2 protein-coding genes and 1 pseudogene are annotated in these 1,455 nt (G+C 35.0%); 1 reads left to right on the top strand and 2 read right to left on the bottom strand.

The features are described from left to right. Positions 1 to 367: pseudogene (locus PX481_RS24870) on the top strand (ATP-binding protein); the annotation flags it as partial. Between the two features lie 207 nt (positions 368 to 574). Here the strand turns inward: PX481_RS24870 and PX481_RS24875 are convergent. Further along, positions 575 to 901 carry a helix-turn-helix domain-containing transcriptional regulator gene (locus PX481_RS24875; protein ID WP_002754998.1) on the bottom strand — a complete coding sequence of 109 codons (327 nt, stop codon included), beginning with the start codon at positions 899 to 901 and terminating at the stop codon, positions 575 to 577. A gap of 5 nt (positions 902 to 906) precedes the next feature. After that, complete coding sequence (locus PX481_RS24880; RefSeq protein ID WP_002754997.1) at positions 907 to 1,278, bottom strand: type II toxin-antitoxin system RelE/ParE family toxin; 372 nt, start codon at positions 1,276 to 1,278, stop codon at positions 907 to 909. Positions 1,279 to 1,455 lie beyond the last annotated feature (177 nt).

Below are 1,455 nucleotides of genomic sequence, written 5' to 3' on the forward strand. Positions count from 1 at the left end.
ATTAAGTAGTGCTGCTTACCATGAAATTGCCCCCCATATTGTATTAATGGCTTTTTTACATCGTGTGGTTAATGGTGGGGGAGTTTTAGAAAGGGAATATGCAATTGGTAGCGATAGAATGGATTTATGTCTGCGTTATAAAGATGTAATTTTAGGGATTGAATTGAAAGTATGGCGGGATAAAAAGCGCGATCCTCAAGCTGATGGAATTGAACAATTAGAATCTTATTTAGGATGTTTGGGTTTAGATTTTGGTTGGTTATTTATCTTTGATAGGCGGAAAAATGCTTTACCTATGGAAGAAAGGTTATCAACTGAGGTGTTGGTGACGGAAAATCAATATAGAATTACTGTGATTCGGGCGTAAATGTTGATCTATTCCAACACCTTAACCCCAAAATCATCTACAATCAAAATTTCCAGTGAATCATAAAATCCTATGACTCGCTGGTTTAATAGCGAAGAACTCCGTAGGAATCGTCTTTTTTTGTCAATGTGAGGAAATGCGATAGCGCAAGCGCTGACTTGTCAGTTCGCTTCGCACCATCGCTATTTTATTCAAGATAATGGAATTTTAATGGTAAATAACCGTCGTTTTTACATTAATATCAACATTCAGTTTTTTCCGCAAAACATTGAAAATAGCAGTCAAATTATCCATCGTTGGATTACCCTTGGCTGATAACATCCGATGTAAACTTTTACTAGGTTTAGAAGTTTCAATTGCTAACTGTTCAAAACCTACTGTTGCATTGACAATATCTCTCAAAATCAGTCTTGCTGTTTCTGGTTCACCATTCAGGAAAAGAGAAATAGCTTCATCAAGTAAAGCTATCGCAAACTCAGAATCTCTTTGCACTCGTGCATTAACGGTTTCTTTAAAGTCTCTAGTTAGTGCCATAATAACTACCTTTTCTCTCTACTATCATTGTCAAATTTTTGCTCTTTGCTAATTTCTTTTTTTCGTCTTTTGTACTCTTGGTATAATTCTCTAGCACGATTAATATCAGATTGCTGATTTTTCTTTGTTCCCCCACCAAATAAAACTATAAGCTGTTTACCATCTTGAGCTAGATAAATTCGGTATCCTGGACCCCAATCAATCTTATATTCCCCAATTCCATCAAACCATTTAACATTTGATGTATTGCCTAATTCCAAACGAGACTTAGCAACTGTTACCTTCGCAGCTGCTTGGGTATCCAAGCTATTAAACCATTCTTGGTAAGGACTTGAACCATCTTCTTGAAGATATTCTTGAACTTTGATAATAGACATACTGCTATAGTAACTTATGTGTTACTCTAGGTCAAACAGTAGAACTCTTGCAAATTAATTATATGTTATAATGATGGGTTAACTAATTTTCCCCAAAAAATTAGTTAATCAGTACATTTGTCCTGAATGAAAACTTGAAGTTTAACTTTTAACTCAAAACTCTTTAGAGCTGCTTTA

The sequence above is a fragment of the Microcystis sp. M53603_WE2 genome, assembly GCF_030065435.1.

Coding starts and splice junctions, on each gene's coding strand:
- PX481_RS24875 (WP_002754998.1), bottom strand. CDS start 901: ATGGCACTAACTAGAGACTTTAAAGAAACCGTTAATGCACGAGTGCAA.
- PX481_RS24880 (WP_002754997.1), bottom strand. CDS start 1,278: ATGTCTATTATCAAAGTTCAAGAATATCTTCAAGAAGATGGTTCAAGT.